This is a genomic window from Rhodococcus sp. 05-2256-B1, assembly GCF_002258465.1.
Lineage (GTDB): Bacteria > Actinomycetota > Actinomycetes > Mycobacteriales > Mycobacteriaceae > Rhodococcoides > Rhodococcoides fascians.
Genome location: NZ_NOZA01000042.1, coordinates 1 through 15,201, shown reverse-complemented (window position 1 = coordinate 15,201; position 15,201 = coordinate 1). Strand labels below are relative to the sequence as shown.

Annotated in this window: 16 protein-coding genes; 9 read left to right on the top strand and 7 right to left on the bottom strand. The window is 64.7% G+C overall.

Going from position 1 to position 15,201, the window contains the following annotated elements; translation table 11 throughout:
- The first annotated feature begins 1 nt into the window (after position 1).
- Entirely contained in the window at positions 2-1,453 is a 1,452-nt protein-coding gene (locus tag CH285_RS27165; RefSeq protein ID WP_032366251.1) for an NAD-dependent succinate-semialdehyde dehydrogenase, read from the top strand.
- 93 nt (positions 1,454-1,546) lie between these two features.
- Here the strand turns inward: CH285_RS27165 and CH285_RS27160 are convergent, their stop codons facing one another.
- Positions 1,547-2,575 (bottom strand): Glu/Leu/Phe/Val family dehydrogenase, encoded by a 1,029-nt coding sequence (locus CH285_RS27160; RefSeq protein ID WP_094643842.1) that lies wholly within the window; start codon positions 2,573-2,575, stop codon positions 1,547-1,549.
- Positions 2,576-2,858: 283 nt separating this feature from the next.
- Positions 2,859-3,338: an Lrp/AsnC family transcriptional regulator gene (locus CH285_RS27155; RefSeq protein WP_027496234.1), complete on the bottom strand. Its 480-nt coding sequence runs from the start codon at positions 3,336-3,338 to the stop codon at positions 2,859-2,861.
- 134 nt (positions 3,339-3,472) lie between these two features.
- Here CH285_RS27155 and pdhA point away from each other — a divergent pair, with 134 nt between their 5' ends.
- The 3 genes from pdhA to CH285_RS27140 are packed head-to-tail and all read left to right on the top strand — an operon-like array spanning position 3,473 to position 6,965.
- The gene (pdhA, locus tag CH285_RS27150) at positions 3,473-4,555 is read left to right on the top strand and encodes a pyruvate dehydrogenase (acetyl-transferring) E1 component subunit alpha (protein WP_094643825.1); all 1,083 of its coding nucleotides are present in this window, start codon (positions 3,473-3,475) and stop codon (positions 4,553-4,555) included.
- Positions 4,552-5,556, top strand: a complete 1,005-nt coding sequence (locus tag CH285_RS27145; RefSeq protein ID WP_032371090.1) for an alpha-ketoacid dehydrogenase subunit beta — start codon at positions 4,552-4,554, stop codon at positions 5,554-5,556. The genes pdhA and CH285_RS27145 overlap by 4 nt, the downstream gene beginning before the upstream one ends.
- 59 nt (positions 5,557-5,615) lie before the next feature.
- Positions 5,616-6,965, top strand: a complete 1,350-nt coding sequence (locus CH285_RS27140) for a dihydrolipoamide acetyltransferase family protein (protein WP_094643841.1) — start codon at positions 5,616-5,618, stop codon at positions 6,963-6,965.
- 32 nt (positions 6,966-6,997) lie between these two features.
- Here the strand turns inward: CH285_RS27140 and CH285_RS27135 are convergent, their stop codons facing one another.
- On the bottom strand, positions 6,998-8,467 hold the full coding sequence (locus CH285_RS27135; protein ID WP_032371088.1) for an MDR family MFS transporter: 1,470 nt from the start codon (positions 8,465-8,467) through the stop codon (positions 6,998-7,000).
- A 110-nt stretch (positions 8,468-8,577) separates the two neighbouring features.
- Here CH285_RS27135 and CH285_RS27130 point away from each other — a divergent pair, with 110 nt between their 5' ends.
- On the top strand, positions 8,578-9,225 hold the full coding sequence (locus tag CH285_RS27130) for a TetR/AcrR family transcriptional regulator (RefSeq protein WP_255032377.1): 648 nt from the start codon (positions 8,578-8,580) through the stop codon (positions 9,223-9,225).
- A 67-nt stretch (positions 9,226-9,292) separates the two neighbouring features.
- On the opposite strand, the gene CH285_RS27125 is transcribed toward CH285_RS27130, so the two are convergent.
- Together CH285_RS27125 and CH285_RS27120 are read right to left on the bottom strand one after the other, a co-directional pair.
- The gene (locus CH285_RS27125) at positions 9,293-10,435 is read right to left on the bottom strand and encodes an NAD(P)/FAD-dependent oxidoreductase (RefSeq protein WP_094643839.1); all 1,143 of its coding nucleotides are present in this window, start codon (positions 10,433-10,435) and stop codon (positions 9,293-9,295) included.
- A complete protein-coding gene (locus tag CH285_RS27120; RefSeq protein ID WP_027496240.1) occupies positions 10,432-10,929 on the bottom strand; it encodes an Lrp/AsnC family transcriptional regulator in 498 nt (165 codons plus the stop codon). The genes CH285_RS27125 and CH285_RS27120 overlap by 4 nt, the downstream gene beginning before the upstream one ends.
- A gap of 172 nt (positions 10,930-11,101) precedes the next feature.
- On the opposite strand from CH285_RS27120, the gene CH285_RS27115 reads away from it, so the two are divergent.
- Positions 11,102-11,668, top strand: a complete 567-nt coding sequence (locus CH285_RS27115; RefSeq protein ID WP_032366526.1) for an antibiotic biosynthesis monooxygenase — start codon at positions 11,102-11,104, stop codon at positions 11,666-11,668.
- A gap of 46 nt (positions 11,669-11,714) precedes the next feature.
- Positions 11,715-12,239 carry a peroxiredoxin gene (locus CH285_RS27110; protein ID WP_027496242.1) on the top strand — a complete coding sequence of 175 codons (525 nt, stop codon included), beginning with the start codon at positions 11,715-11,717 and terminating at the stop codon, positions 12,237-12,239.
- A 3-nt stretch (positions 12,240-12,242) separates the two neighbouring features.
- Here the strand turns inward: CH285_RS27110 and CH285_RS28545 are convergent, their stop codons facing one another.
- Entirely contained in the window at positions 12,243-12,365 is a 123-nt protein-coding gene (locus CH285_RS28545; protein ID WP_255032376.1) for a hypothetical protein, read from the bottom strand.
- Between the two features lie 91 nt (positions 12,366-12,456).
- On the opposite strand from CH285_RS28545, the gene CH285_RS27105 reads away from it, so the two are divergent.
- Positions 12,457-13,575 (top strand): class I SAM-dependent methyltransferase, encoded by a 1,119-nt coding sequence (locus tag CH285_RS27105; protein WP_094643824.1) that lies wholly within the window; start codon positions 12,457-12,459, stop codon positions 13,573-13,575.
- Between the two features lie 24 nt (positions 13,576-13,599).
- Here the strand turns inward: CH285_RS27105 and CH285_RS27100 are convergent, their stop codons facing one another.
- The gene (locus CH285_RS27100) at positions 13,600-14,025 is read right to left on the bottom strand and encodes a hypothetical protein (RefSeq protein WP_027496244.1); all 426 of its coding nucleotides are present in this window, start codon (positions 14,023-14,025) and stop codon (positions 13,600-13,602) included.
- Between the two features lie 198 nt (positions 14,026-14,223).
- On the opposite strand from CH285_RS27100, the gene CH285_RS27095 reads away from it, so the two are divergent.
- Positions 14,224-15,072, top strand: coding sequence for a Bax inhibitor-1/YccA family protein (locus tag CH285_RS27095; protein WP_027496245.1), 849 nt, complete (start codon positions 14,224-14,226; stop codon positions 15,070-15,072).
- Positions 15,073-15,201: the final 129 nt, after the last annotated feature.

The following is a 15,201-nucleotide window of genomic DNA, read 5'->3' as shown; positions in this document are numbered from 1 at the left end:
CATGGCCGTCGAGCAGCTGTTGTCCTCGCTGCCCACCGACCTGTGGCTCGGTGGAAAGCAGACCCCCGCGCAGTCGGGCGCGCGATTCGCCGTCCTGAATCCCGCCACCGGTGAGGAACTGACCACCGTCGCCGACGCAGGCGCAGCCGACGGCATCGCGGCCCTCGATCTCGCTGCCGCGGCGCAACCGGAGTGGGCGGCAACGCCTGCACGGGAGCGAGCCGAAATTCTGCGGCGCGCCTTCGTCCTGTTGCAGGAACGTGCAGCCGATTTCGCTCTGCTGATGACCCTGGAAATGGGAAAGTCGTTGGCGGAGAGTCGCGGTGAAGTCAACTACGGCGGTGAATTCCTGCGCTGGTTCAGCGAGGAAGCGGTCCGAATCGGCGGCCGGTACACCCCTGCACCCGCCGGTAACGGCCGCATCCTGGTCACCAAGATGCCGGTCGGCCCGGTACTCGCGATCACTCCGTGGAATTTCCCGCTGGCCATGGGAACTCGCAAGATCGGTCCCGCGCTCGCAGCGGGTTGCACCGTCATCGTCAAGCCGGCCGAGGACACCCCACTGACGATGCTCCTGCTCGGCCAGGTGTTCGCCGACGCCGGATTGCCCAGCGGTGTGCTGTCGGTGCTCCCGGCCTCGGACGCTGCATCCGTCACCGGTCCGCTGATGGACGACCCCAGACTGAGGAAGGTCACCTTCACCGGATCGACCGGAGTGGGAAAGCTGCTGGTGCGCAATGCAGCCGACCGACTGCTCCGGACATCGATGGAGCTCGGTGGCAATGCGCCGTTCATCGTCTTCGAGGACGCGAACATCGATGCCGCCGTCGACGGAGCGATGCTGGCGAAGATGCGCAACGGCGGCGAGGCGTGCACTGCAGCAAACCGTCTGTACGTGGCCGAGCCCGTTCGCGAGGAATTCACCGAGAAGCTGACCGCGAGAATCGCAGCACTGACGGTCGGCCCCGGTGATCGCGACGGTACCGACATCGGACCACTCATCAACGACAAGCAGCGACGGACGGTGTCGGCACTCGTCGACGATGCCGTTGCCAAGGGCGCCCGCATCCGCACCGGCGGATCGGCACCCGACGGTCCCGGGTTCTTCTTCACACCCACTGTGCTCGACCGCATCCCGGCCGACGCAAACCTGTTGCGCGACGAGATCTTCGGGCCGGTTGCCGCCATCGTCGGATTCGAGACCGAGGACGAGGCCGTCGCCGCGGCCAACGACACCCGGTACGGATTGGTGGCCTATTTCTACACCGAGAGCCTCGATCGGGCTCTGCGGGTCTCGGCTGCTCTCGACACCGGCATGGTGGGGGTCAACCGGGGTGCCATCTCCGACGCCGCGGCCCCCTTCGGTGGTGTGAAGGAGTCGGGCTTCGGACGAGAGGGCGGCTCGGAAGGGATCGAGGAATACCTCGAGACCAAGTACATTGCGCTGCAGTAGACGGGCGCTGCAGTAGATCGCAGCGGTGTGCTCCACTCCTGAGCCCAGCGCGGTACATGCGCTGCCGGGTGGAGCGCACCGGGCGTGCGGTCCCTATTCTCGGGCGGCCGCAATTCGCTTCTCGGCCAGTCGGTCCGCGGCTGCTCCGAGCAGGATCCCTTCGCTGCGTGCCATGGTGAATATGCCGGCGACGGTAGTACGGATCTGTCCGATCGTTGCCATCACCTCGGCCGAATTTCGTCCGCGCAGTTCACCTTCCACCTGAATCAAGCCGCCGGCGTTGGCCACGTAGTCCGGTACCCAGACGATGCCCCGGGCGGCCAGCAGCGATTCGACGTCGGGCGTGAGCAGTTGATTGTTCGCGGCACCGCACACGATGGACGCCGACAGCCGGTCCACCGAGGACGCGTCGAGCGTTGCTCCCATGGCGCACGGGGCGTACACATCGATGTCGGCTCCGATGATGTCGGTTCCGATCGTGACGCCGGGGAAGTCCTGGGCGATCCGGTCGAGGGCGGGTTCGTAGGAGTCGCTCACGAGCACGTCGGCACCCGCTCCGCGCAGGAGCGCGACCAGGTTGTAACCCACCTTGCCTGCACCTTCGACACCTACTCGTCTGCCGGTCAGATCGTCGGAGCCCCAGGTCGATTCGGCTGCTGCCAGCAGGGAGAGATAGACCCCGAGCGCCGTCTGTGGACCGCTGTCGCCGGTGCCGCCCGCGGTGGTGTTCTTACCGACGACGTAGGCCGTTTCTTCGGCGACGATATCGAGGTCGTCGCTGTTGGTGCCGACGTCGCCTGCCGTGACGTACGTGCCGCCGAGCGATTCGACGAACCGGCCGTAGGCCTCGAGCAATGTCGGGGTCTTGATGACGGTCGGGTCGCCGATGATGACTGCCTTCCCGCCGCCCAGATTCACCCCTGCGACAGCCGCCTTGTAGGTCATCCCGCGGGAGAGTCTCAATACATCGGTCACGGCGTCCTGCTCGCTTGCGTAGGGGTAGAAGCGAGTTCCGCCGAGTGCCGGTCCCAGCACGGTCGAGTGAATCGCGACGATCGCGCGCAGACCGGTGTCTCGATCGTGGCAGAACACCACGCGCTCGTGCGCGGAGTCGGATGGCATGTCGGGCCGGTCGAAGACACCGGGTGCGGCCGGTGCCGAAGCCGAATTCGCGGTCTGGGCAACAGAAGAGCGATGTCGAGTGGGTGTGACGGCAGAGTGGTCGGCAACGACGGACACAGTCGGTCTCTTTCGGTCAGGGGATGGGAGCAGATGCAGCGGCTGCCCGGATGTCTTGTCCGTCACAGGGTGTCGTGCACGACGCAGACCGGTCAACCGGCATCGCTCGGACCGTGCAGATTGCGTGATGCGGTCGGTATCGGCCCGACGGGGATGGTCGGGGTGCTCAGCGGCGGCCGTCGTCGGCGAGCTGTTCGAGCAACGGCTTGGTTCGGTACTGAATCAGCTCGGACATGGCAATCGACATGTTCGTCCGCTCGACGCCAGGAATGTCGAGGATCAGGCCTGCTATGCGGTACAGGTCGTCGGCGTCGACCGCCGCAATGCGGATGTGCATGTCCGCGGCGCCGGACAGACCGAACACCTCGAGTACTTCGGGGATCGTGCGGAGGTGTTCGGTGACCGCTGCCAACGTGTGCTGATTGACCTGAGCGGTCACGAAGGCCTGCAACGGACGTCCCAGCGACTTCGGCGGAATACGGTGATCGATGGGGGTGAGGGACCCCTTGTCGTCCCACCGCCCGAGGCGTGCCTGGACGGTGTTGCGGGACAGGCCCAACGTGGTGGCGAGTTCGACGCCGGTGGCTCGAGGCTTGGCGCAGAGGGCGAGGAGGAGTCGGGCGTCGGTCTTGTCGAGATCGGTCATTGCGCACTTCCTGTAGCTCGGTCGTTACCCGATATTGTGCACACTGCGTAATTCTGAAGTCATCACTTGTGCACGCTGGGCGTCGGTGGTGTCCTTGTGAAGGACATCACATCACGACGGAGAGTGCCACGGACATGAACACCACCTCGCTGATACAGCTGATCAAGGAATCCGGAACGGTGGTCCGCAACGAGACGTATTCACCTCTGGTCGCGGACATCGACACGGCTGCGATGAAGGAGATCTATCGCGATCTCGTGGTCGTCCGGCGCATCGACGCCGAGGCCACCGCGCTGCAGCGGCAAGGCGAGTTGGGGCTGTGGGCTCCGTTGCTCGGACAGGAAGCGGCGCAGGTCGGCTCGGCCCGCGCACTCGACTCCGAGGACTTCGTGTTCGCCAGCTACCGCGAGCACGGGGTGGCTTACTGCCGCGGAGTCGATCCCACTCGGATGCTCCGTTTCTGGCGGGGATCGACCCTGTCGGGATGGGACCCGTACGAATATCGAATGACGACGCCGGCGATCATCGTCGGTTCGCAGGGTCTGCACGCGACCGGATACGCGATCGGCATGCAGCTCGAGGGTGCCGACGGCGCGGCCATCACCTACTTCGGAGACGGAGCGACCAGCCAGGGCGATATCTCGGAGGCTCTCGGGTTCGCGGCCAGTTTCCATGCACCGGTGGTGTTCTTCTGCCAGAACAACCAGTGGGCGATCTCCGAACCGGTCACCGTGCAGACCAAGTCCACGATCGCGGCACGCGGTGAGGGATTCGGCATCCCATCGGTACGGGTCGACGGAAACGACGTCCTCGCGGTGCTGGCCGTGACCAGAGCAGCGCTCGCCCGCGCCCGTGAGGGCAGCGGCCCGATGCTCATCGAAGCCGTCACCTACCGCATGGGGCCGCACACCACGTCCGACGACCCGACGAGGTATCGATCCGGGGCCATGGACGACGAGTGGCGTGCCAAGGATCCGATCGACCGAATCGAGAAGCTGCTCAGACGAATCGGCGTGTTCGACGACGAGTTCGTGGCATCGGTCCAGCGGACGGCGGACGACGTCGCCGCCGATCTGCGACGTGGATGCCTCGAGACCGTCGAACCCGCGGCGATGACGGTGTTCGACAACGTCTACGCCGACCCACACTCTCTGCTCGACGACGAGCGGGCCCAATTCGCCTCCTACCAAGCTGGATTCGAAGGAGTCACGTCATGACCACCCTGGAACGGCCCACCAGCCTGCCGCTCGGCAAAGCCATCAATGCCGGCCTGCGTCGCGCTATGGAAAACGACCCCAAGGTGTTGCTGATGGGCGAGGACATCGGCAAGCTCGGTGGCGTCTTCCGCATCACCGACGGCCTGCAGAAGGACTTCGGGCCCGGCCGAGTACTGGACATGCCGCTGGCCGAATCGGGCATCATCGGTACCGCTGTGGGCCTGGCGATGCGCGGATTCCGTCCCGTGTGCGAGATCCAGTTCGACGGCTTCATCTACCCGGCGTTCGATCAGATCGTGTCGCAGGTGGCCAAGCTGCACTATCGCACGAGCGGAAATGTCAAGATCCCGATGACCATCCGGGTGCCCTACGGCGGCGGAATCGGTGCAGTGGAACATCATTCGGAATCGCCGGAGGGCTACTTCGCCCAGACCGCCGGACTGCGCGTGGTGACCTGCAGCAACGCCGCCGACGGCTACTCGATGATCCAGCAGGCCATTGCCAGCGACGATCCCGTGCTGTTCTTCGAACCCAAACGTCGATACTGGGAGAAGAGTCCGATCGACCTCGGTGTCGACGATCTCGACACCGCCTTCCCGCTGCATCGGGCGCGGGTGGTCACCGAGGGCACCGACATCACACTGGTGGCCTACGGACCGTTGGTGTCCACTGCCCGTAAGGCAGCCGAAGTTGCTGCACACGAGGGTATCTCGATCGAGGTCATCGATCTGCGGTCGCTGTCGCCGATCGACTTCGAGACCGTCGAAGCGTCGGTGCGTAAGACCGGACGGCTCGTCGTCACACACGAGGCACCGGTCTTCATGGGCCTCGGCTCGGAGATAGCCGCTCGCATCTCCGAGCGGTGCTTCTACAACCTCGAAGCGCCGGTGCTGCGGGTCGGTGGATTCGGAACGCCGTACCCGGCGTCGAAGCTCGAGAAGTTCTATCTTCCCGACGTCGACCGGATCCTCGACGCAGTGGACCGCTGCCGTTCCCACTGAGCTGCCGTTTCGCCTCGATCACACATCCTCCGCCGATGCCGACCGAACAGGATTCGACGATGTCCACCATCAAGAGTTTTCCGCTGCCCGACCTGGGGGAGGGCCTCACCGAGGCCGACCTGTTGACCTGGCTCGTCGCGGTCGGTGACACCATCGAACTAAACCAGAACATCGCCGAGGTCGAGACGGCCAAGGCTGCGGTGGAATTGCCTTCTCCGTTCGCCGGTGTCGTTGCTGCCCTGCATGTTTCCGAGGGCGACACGGTGGAGGTCGGAGTGCCGATCATCGACATCAGAGTCGGCGGTGACGACGAACCGGTCGCTACCGATCCAGAGCAGTCCGTTTCCCCGATTCAGACCACGTCGTCCGGGGAGGACGAGGACGAGCGCGTCCCGGTCCTCGTGGGTTACGGCGTCGCGAAGGAAGGCTCGAGCCGACGCGGTGGCCGCGTCGACCCACCCGCGGCGTCCGCGCCGAACGATCGGAACGGAAAGCCGCTTGCGGCCCCACCGGTACGAAAGATGGCCAAGGACAACGGCATCGATCTGAACGAGTTGCCCGCGAGTGGACGCCACGGCGACGTCACCCGTCAGGACGTGGAGTCGTACCTGCAGGGCGGGTCGGCTGGGCAGATTGACACCGATGTGCAGAGTGACACCGACGTGCAGCTCGAGACCGAGGCGCAGCAGTCGGTATCCGGGCGGACCGGTCGGGAGGAGCGCACTCCGATCAAGGGTGTACGCAAGCACACCGCCGAGGCCATGGTGCGAAGTGCGTTCACTGCACCTCACGTCACCGAATTCGTGACCGTCGACGTGACCGAGACGCTCGAACTCCTCGAGTCGCTGCGGTCCTCCACACATTTCCGGGACGTGCGTCTGACGCCGTTGGCTCTGGTGTGCAAAGCCGTTCTCGTTGCCCTGAAATCGAATCCGTCGCTGAACTCGAGCTGGGACGAGGTTGCGCAGGAAATCGTGACCAAGTACTACGTCAACCTCGGCATCGCGGCGGCGACACCCCGCGGATTGATGGTGCCCAACATCAAGAACGCACACGAGCTCTCTCTGGTGGACATCGCGCGTGCCCTGGCCGACCTGACGCGTATCGCGAAGGAGGGCAAGAGCAGTCCGGCCGATCTGGCCGACGGCACCATCACCATCACCAACGTGGGGGTGTTCGGAGTCGACGCAGGCACCCCGATCCTCAACCCCGGCGAGGCGGCCATCCTGTGCTTCGGGTCCATCCGTCGAACGCCGTGGGAACACAACGGCGAGATCGCTTTACGGTCGGTGACGACACTGTCGCTCTCGTTCGATCATCGACTGGTCGACGGCCAACAGGGGTCGGAATTCCTCGCCCTCGTCGGTCGTCTGCTGACTCACCCGATCGATCTGATCGCGCTCGGCTGACCGCGGCGGCGCGGTGTGAATGCCGCCGGCGTTCAGTGCACCGGTTGCGCCGACACGGCCTCGTCTCGATCACTGCTTGCCTGTGCTCGGATGAAGAACGACGCAGCCACCGCGACCAGTGACACCGCCCCACCGCACAGGAATGCGGTGTGGATGCCTGCCTCGGAACCACCCACCTGCGTTGCCCCGTCGGAGATTCGGGCCGCTGCGGTGTTCGACATGACGGTGACGAACAACGCGGTTCCTGCGGCTCCGGCCAGCTGCTGCACGGTGTTGAAGATCGCGCTGCCGTGCGAGTACAGGCGGGTGGGAAGGGATCCGAGCGAGGAGGTCATCAGCGGAGTCATGATGAGCGCGAGCCCCGCCGAGAGCAGCATGTGGATACCGACGACCAGCGGTAGTGCCGACTGTGCATCCAGCACCGTCATCGACCACAACGCGGCGCTCACCACCATGGCTCCGGGAATGACCAACGGGCGCGGCCCGATTCGGTCGAAGATGCGGCCGACGAAGGGTGCGAGCAGACCCATCAGCAATCCGCCGGGCAGGAGCATCAGGCCGGTTGCGAGGGTGTCGAGTCCGCGCACGTTCTGCAGATACATCGGCAGGAGGATCAGGGCGCCGAACAGGGCCATCATCGAGATCGCGATCATGCCGAGTCCGATGCTGAAGGTGGGGGTGCGGAACGGACGCATGTCCAGCAGCGCGCCGCCGCGTTCCTGGCGGGCGATCTGCCGCAGCACGAAGACGACGAGTGCGATCACTCCCACCACCAACGGCAACCAGACCGGTACGACCGACTCCTCGGCAGAATGACCGAGGCTGCTCAGGCCGTAGACGATGCCGCCGAACGCCAAGGCGGACAACACGACCGACGTGGGATCGAACGAAGGCCGTCCCGTCTCGGTCACGTTCTTCACCAGTGTGGTTCCGATGCCGAACGCGACGAGCGCGATGGGAAGCACCAGCCAGAACATCCAACGCCAATTCAGCGAGTCGAGAATGACTCCGGAGATGGTGGGGCCGACAGCCGGTGCGACGGCGATGACGATGGAGATCACACCCATCATCGCGCCGCGCTTGTGGGCCGGGACAACGGTGAGCACTGTGGTCATGAGCAGCGGCAGCATGATCGCCGTCCCGCTGGCCTGCGTGATGCGGCCGAGCAGAAGTAGCTCGAAACCGGGTGCCGAGGCCGCGAGCAGGGTGCCGACGGTGAACAGGGTCATCGCTGTCACGAACACCTGACGCAGCGTGAAGCGTTGGAACAGGTAGCCGGTGACGGGAATGACCACCGCCATGGTCAGTAGGAATCCAGTGGTGAGCCACTGGGCCGTCGTTGCCGTGATCTCGAGGTCGACCATCAGGGTCGGGAGCGCCACGCTCATGATCGTCTCGTTGAGGATCATGACGAAGGCTGCGATGACCAATATGCCGATCAATAACTTGCTGCCCGGCGCGAGTTGCTCGTCGGGGGTGCGGTCGGTCTCGGGTGAACTCATGTGTCGACAAACTTTCGCGTATGGGATCGAAGCGTGCAATCGTATGTAGATAGCTTCAATCATTATGACAGTGACTGTCAACTTGACGATTGCTGGTAAGTTGACAGCGAATGACGACCGCAGTCGACGGATGGACGAGGATGAGCGAACGAGTGCCGGACCTGCGAGAGCGACGTCGCCGAGAAACTCGGCTCGAGATCACTCGCGCCGCACTCGAGCTGTTCGAGAAGCAGGGCTGCGCCGCGACCACGGTGGACGAGATCGCGCGCCGAGCGGGGGTGTCGCCCAGTACGTTCTTTCGCAGCTTCGCCTCGAAGGAGGAGTCCGTTCTCGGCATCGACCCTGACTTCGAGGTCGACTTCGACCAGTGGCTCGCTGCCACCGCGCCCGAGCACATCACGCTGCCTGGAATCGAAGCGTTGTACGAGCAGTCCGTCGAGCGACTGTCGACAGCGCCCGAGGAGGAGCGCGACCGACTCCTACGCACTCGGCGACTGATCGGTATCGACGCGCATCTGCGGGCCGCAGCCTTCGCGGCCGACGCGATGACACTGTGCCGCGTCACCGATGCGGTGACCGAGCGCCTCGGCGACCACGAATCACGTTCGTATGCACGACTGTTGGTCGAAGGTGCCGGTATGGCCCTGCGCATCGCCTTCGACGACTGGGCGGTACGGATCGACGGCGGGCAGGATGCCGACCTGCTGGACATCTATCGGACGACAGTGCGCGATCTGCGACGCGTCGTCGCCGGCTGAGGTCTCACGTCGTGAGTGGAACTTCGTAGCCCAGGTCGAGTTTCCGCGCACGTGGCGCGCAGCGCCTCTAGCCGAGACGGCGGGGCGACAGATCCGCTTCGAGAAGGCCGCGCTCGGCCACATCTGCCGGAACCGGTTCTCCGCGAACGACAGCCGCGCCCACCCGGGCCAGCGCCGCGCACGTCTGGATTCCGTAGCCGCCCTGCCCGGCGCACCAGAAGAAGCCCTCGAGCTCGGGGTCGAACCCGACCACCGGGGTGCGATCGGGAACGAAGCTGCGCAGTCCGGCCCAGGACGAACGAACGTGTCGCGCAGTCAGGGTAGTCACCTCGGCGATGTCGTCGAACGCCCGCGCGATCTCCAGCTCGTCCGGACGGGCATCGCTCGGTTCGACCGCCGTCTCGTCGGCCGGCGAGCACAACAGTTGTGCGCCTTCGGGTTTGATGTAGAACTTCTCGTCGATGTCGCTCAGTGTCGCCAGATTCTTGGTGTCGAGATCGTCGGGTGCGGAAACCATGAAGACCGACCTGCGCTTGGGAACCAGGCCGATGTGGCGGGCCCCCGCCATCGCACCGACGACATCCGCCCAGGCCCCTGCCGCGTCCACAACCAGTGGAGCCCGATGAGTCGTCCCGTCCGAGGTGCGTACGTGCCACAGACCGTTCAGGCGCTCGAGTTCGGTCACCGAGGCCTTGGTGTGGATCCGACCGCCCCGCTGTCGCAGACCTCCGACGAAGCCCTGATGCAGAGCATGGACGTCGACCTCCATCGAATGCGGTTCGTACAGAGCGCAATCGATCAGCTCGGGCCGTAGCGGTGGGAAGAATGTGCATGCGTCGGTGGGGGAGACCAGCTGCGCGTCGGGAGTGAGGCGACTGACGTCGGTGTACATCGCTTCGAGGGCATCGCCGCGTCCCGTGGCCGCGAATTGCAACAGTGGACGCGGAGTGAGCAAATCCGACCGGAAGCAGTCGGGTGGGTTCACCAGAAAGTCCCGGCTGGCGGTCGTCAAGGCGCGAATCGTGCTGTTGCCGTACGTCTCCAGAAACAGAGCCGCGGATCGACCGGTGGTGTGGAACGCCAGCGTGGACTCACGCTCGAGCAGCGTGACACGGCGGTCGCCGGCGAGTTCGTATGCGAGTGAGACACCGCCGATGCCGCCGCCGATGACAACGACGTCCGAGAGGGCGGGCTGTTCGGTGGCGCTCATGGATGTCTCCTGTTCGGCTTCGGCGTGAACCACTGCGCTCCGGGGCCGACTGCTTCGTCGAAGATCAGCCACGTCCGTGTCGAGAGTATCCCGTCCAGCCCTTGCAACTTGTCGAGTACCAGGTGTCGCAATGCCGAGTTGTCCGGAGCGCGCACGAGGACCAAGGCGTCGAAGTCGCCGCCCATCAGGCTGACGTGTTCGACGAAGGGGAACGTGCTGAGGTCGTCGGCGACAGCCCGCCAGGAATCTTGCCGAATCGACAGTGCGACATACGCGGATGCGCCGAATCCGGCTTTCTCGTACGCGATACGGGCGGTGAAACCCTCGATCACACCTTCGTCGACGAGTCGGTCGACGCGAACGTAGGCATGTGCGCGGGAAATGTGGGTGGCCTCGGCGAGGGCCCTCATGGACATGCGCCCGTCTCGGCTCAGTTCGGTGACGATCCGTCGGTCGACGTCGTCGAGTTCGTACTCGGTCTCACTAGGTGCCATACGTCCACTCCAGACCGATCGCGATGGAAGCTCGTGGACGAATAGTCACACAGCGCGCTCCAGTATGCCATCGGTCTGCAATCCGGTTCCTGATTTGATACTCGGTCCATTTCGACACAGTCTGTGTAGAACGCACCGACGACGAACCAGCGCAGGAGGGGACCCCATGGCCATGACCGACACGCTCGAGCACGTCACGACCTCGGTCGCACGACGCGTTCGCGAGGGACACGAGGCGGACTTCGTCGAATGGACCGACCGGGGCATCGACCTGGTGCGAACCTTCCCGGGCTTTCTCGGCGGAGGCTGGCTGCGCAGCTCGGCCGAATCCAGTGACTATCACGTGGTGTATCGATTCGAGACGCACGACCATCTCGAGGCGTGGTTGCGTTCGGAGGCGAGGCGCGATTGGCTCGGCCGTGGCCGACCGATAGCGGACGACGTTGTGACACATCGGCTTTCCGGCGTGGAGGGATGGTTCGAGCCACAGTCGAACCTGACCGACGCCGTGCGCGTCGTGGGCGGTCCGCCGCCGCGGTGGAAGCAGGCCGTGTCCATCGGTGTTGCGTTCTATGCCGTCAGCCTGTTGGTGAACCTCGTGATCACTCCACATCTGACCCACCTGAACGTGGCCCTGCGGACTGCGGTCGTAGTGATGATGTGCACTCCGCTGATGGTGTACGTGGTGATGCCGTTCGTCACCGCACGACTGCGAAAGTGGCTCGTACCGCGCGGTTGACGGCCACGGCCCTGCTCGTTGCGAGCCGAGCGGTACCCTCTGCGTCATGCGAATCGGACAGACCGCCCCGGATTTCGAGCTGCCCGATCATTCCGGTGAACGTCGTGCGCTCACCGAGCTCACGGCGTCGGGGCCGGTGGTCCTGTTCTTCTATCCGGCTGCGAACAGTCCGATCTGCACGGCCGAGGCGTGCCATTTTCGGGATCTGGGAGCGGAGTTCGGCAGGTTCGGTGCGCAGCGAGTGGGGATCAGCACCGATACCCGAGACAAGAACCAACATTTCGCGCTGCAGAGGTCGTTCGACTTCCCGTTGCTCTCGGATTCCGACGGTGCGGTGGCCGAACAGTTCGGAGTGCGGCGCGGCGGGTGGTTCGCCCGTAGGCGTCGACTTCGGGATTTCGAGCGCGGCCACTCGAACGTGGCTCGTCGCAGTTATCTACGGCAGTTGTTGTCCGTGAAGCGGACGACGTTCGTGATCGATCGGCACCGTACGGTGCGGATGGTGGTGCAGAGCGAGCGCGGTCACGTACACGCGACCAAGGCGCTGGAGTACCTGCGGTATCTGTCGTGAGGGTCAGTCGTTGGCACCGCTGAAGAGGGCCGTGTAGACGGCGGGCTTGGTCGCTTCGGCCGAGGCATCGGTCGAAGCGTCGTCGGGATGGCTGAAGAGCGCCTCGTTCTTGTCTTTGTGTTCCATTCCCCGAGCATGCACCTCATCGGTCGCAATAGCCACTTGCCGCGCGGAACGACCGCGCTCGGCCGGTCGCGTTCGGTGGAATACTGCCCGGGTGTCCGATGAAACGTTGTTCGAAGCTCTGCGGCGTGAGCCCGATGCCGAGGCACCCAATCTGCATGCGGTCGACGCGGCAGATCGTCTGCTGCTCGATACCGTCGACGAACTGGGGGTCGACCGCACGGCACCGATTGCTGTGATCGGCGATCGCTACGGCGCTCTGACTCTGGGTGCGGCGGCCCTGGGGTTCACCGACGTGCGAGTGCACCAGGACGCTGTTACCGGCGTACGCGCTCTGGAGCTGAACGCGGCGCGTGTGTCGATGGTCGGCACGTACACCCACCACGGGCTGGGTGCGGAACTGCTCGACGGCGTCGGCACCGTGTTGATGCAGTTGCCGCGAGGTCTGGCCGAGCTCACCGAGATCGCCGAGCACATCGCGGCGCATGCGCTCCGGAACGTCGTCGTCCTGGCCGGCGGCCGGGACAAACACATGACGCCTGCGATGAACGACATCCTCGGGCGGTCGTTCGAGACCGTCACGGCGGGTCGGGGACGGCAGAAGGCGCGGGTACTGACCGCGACCGGGGCAGTGGCGTCGGAGATGACGTATCCGGTCGACAAACGAATCGACGACCTCGGCCTGACGGTCGTGGCTCACGGCGCGGTCTTCGCCGGGGCCGGCCTCGATATCGGGACGAGATTTCTACTGGGGTTCGTGCCGAAGATGGCACCTCGCGCAACCAACGCCGTCGATCTGGGGTGCGGCAGTGGAATTCTCGCGACCGAATTGGCTCGAACCAGGCCCGGTCTCGAGGTGATCGCGACGGACCGATCCGCCGCGGCCATCGCGTCGGCCGCTGCCACCGCCGAAGCGAACGGGACCACGATCTCGGTGGTGGCCGACGACGCAATGTCGACGTTCGAGTCCCGGTCGGTCGACCTGATCGTCTGCAACCCGCCGTTCCACGAGGGCGCTGCGGTACACACAGGCGGGGCAGGCAAGTTGTTCGAGGCCGCCGGACGCGTGCTGCGGCCGGGCGGACAGCTGTGGACGGTGTTCAACACGCACCTGAACTATCGTCGGGCTCTCGCCGACGCCGTCGGGCCCACCGATCCGATGGGACGCAACACCAAGTTCACCGTCACTCGCTCGGTGCGCCCGAGCGAGTGACAGTGAAGACCAGATGCGAGAGCGTCAGGTGACGGGGCCGCCGTCTTCCGGGGTGCCGTCGATCTGGCCCCTGTCGCGCCCACGATCCTCGACGAGAGTCCCTTCGACGATCTCGGCCTGACGCTGGCCTTCCGCGTAATCGATGTCGGGATCCTCGTCGGACTCCTCGATGACGTGGTCGACCAGTTCTTCGGTCAGTTCGTCGTCCGGGGTCTCGGTGATCGGGCGGTCGAGATCCTCCTCGACGGCGATGTCGGGTTCTTCTTCGCTGAGCTTGAGGTCGAGGCTCTCGCCCTCGGCTGCTTCACGGGCGGTGGTGCCGAAACTGTTGGCTTCGCTCCAGTGGTCCGGGGGATCGACCACGGTGTCGCCGTCGTCGTTGCGCACCTCGTCGGAGTCGAGGCTTTCGCTTTGGTCCAAGGTCTGGTCGGGTCCGTCTTCGATTGCCATTTCCTCATAGTGCCCGTTTCGATTCGGTGTCACACACGCGGTCGTGGCTGCCTGTCGAGGGGCGACCCGGTAGAGTCCGTTTTGTCCGACGTAGAGGTTCTCGTCACGGGAACTTTTGTCCGGATGTCGAACGTTCTACTGATGACCGACGGGGAGATCCCCGGTGGGGATCAGAACTTACGAAGGGAAAGAGACACGGTGCGCACCTCCAGCAACCCGGTGTTCCGCAACCTGCCCAAGCAGCAGGGCGGCGGATACGCCACATTCGGATCTGCGACGGCTGGAGCCTCGCAGGCCGCAACGTTCGGCCAACATCCCGGAACGCAGGCCGACCCGTACACCACGCAGCCCGCTCAGCGGGCCATGACGATCGACGACGTGGTCACCAAGACCGGCATCACCCTCGGTGTGCTCAGCGTCACGGCGATCATCTCGTACTTCCTGGTCTCGGGTAATCCGGGCTTGGCCATCCCCTTCGTGATCGGCGGCGGCCTCATCGGCTTCGGCTTGGTCATGTTCGCGACGTTCGGTCGCAAGATGGACAACAAGGCAATCGTGCTGGCCTACGCCGCGGCGGAAGGTGTGTTCCTCGGCGCGCTGTCGCTGATGTTCACCGACGTCTCGTTCGGCGGAGTCGGCGGATCGGCACTGATCGGCCAGGCCATCCTCGGCACGTTCGGCGTGTTCTTCGGCATGCTGATCGTCTACAAGACCGGCGCTATTCGCGTCACGCCGCGTCTGACTCGCATGATCGTCGGTGCCCTCATCGGTGTCGTCGTGCTCATGCTCGGCAACCTCGTCGCCAGCTTCTTCATGGACGGTGGATTCGGGCTGCGTGACGGCGGACCCATCGCCATCATCTTCAGCCTCGTCTGCATCGGCATTGCGGCGTTCAGCTTCCTGCTGGACTTCGACCAGGCCGATCAGCTGATCCGCGCACAGGCTCCGGAGAAGGCAGCCTGGGGCGTCGCGCTCGGCCTGACCATCACGTTGGTCTGGCTGTACGTCGAAATCCTGCGTCTGCTGAGCTACTTCCAGAACGACTAGTACTCACGCGAAAAGCCCCGCCCTCCGATTGGCGGATTCTAGGGGTCCTCGCAACACCTGATGGTCAGATGCCTGTCAGTAGATCACGTAAACGCTCGGCTGGAGTTTTCCAGCCGAGCGTTTTGCGTG